1 protein-coding gene is annotated in these 275 nt (G+C 46.9%); it reads left to right on the forward strand.

Annotated features, from left to right (window positions below):
* Positions 1-63: 63 nt before the first annotated feature.
* A partial coding sequence (locus Q5762_RS38265; protein ID WP_315896925.1) for a hypothetical protein occupies positions 64-275 on the forward strand: 212 nt, incomplete at its 3' end.

Genomic DNA, 275 nt, shown 5'->3' on the forward strand with positions numbered 1-275 from the left:
TTCAAGGAAACTGAAGAACTCATTTTCTATTATCTGGCTTCCCGCATCATCACTGGATAGGTCATGAAATATTACCTGTATAATGAGGAGAGTAATCCTGTCCTCTGTGTTCTATCCCCTACCATTAATGCCGACCTGACAAGGAAGGAATATCTCGACCCCTTCGGTATTGCCGATGAGGCTGCGATGATCCTTTCCTTGCACAAGGCTCCGGGGAAGAAGAAGACCCCAGCCGCTGAGATGAAAGCCTATCTTAGTGAAGAAGTGCAACCCGT

The organism is Streptomyces sp. P9(2023) (assembly GCF_032436795.1).
Taxonomy (GTDB): Bacteria; Actinomycetota; Actinomycetes; order Streptomycetales; family Streptomycetaceae; genus Streptomyces.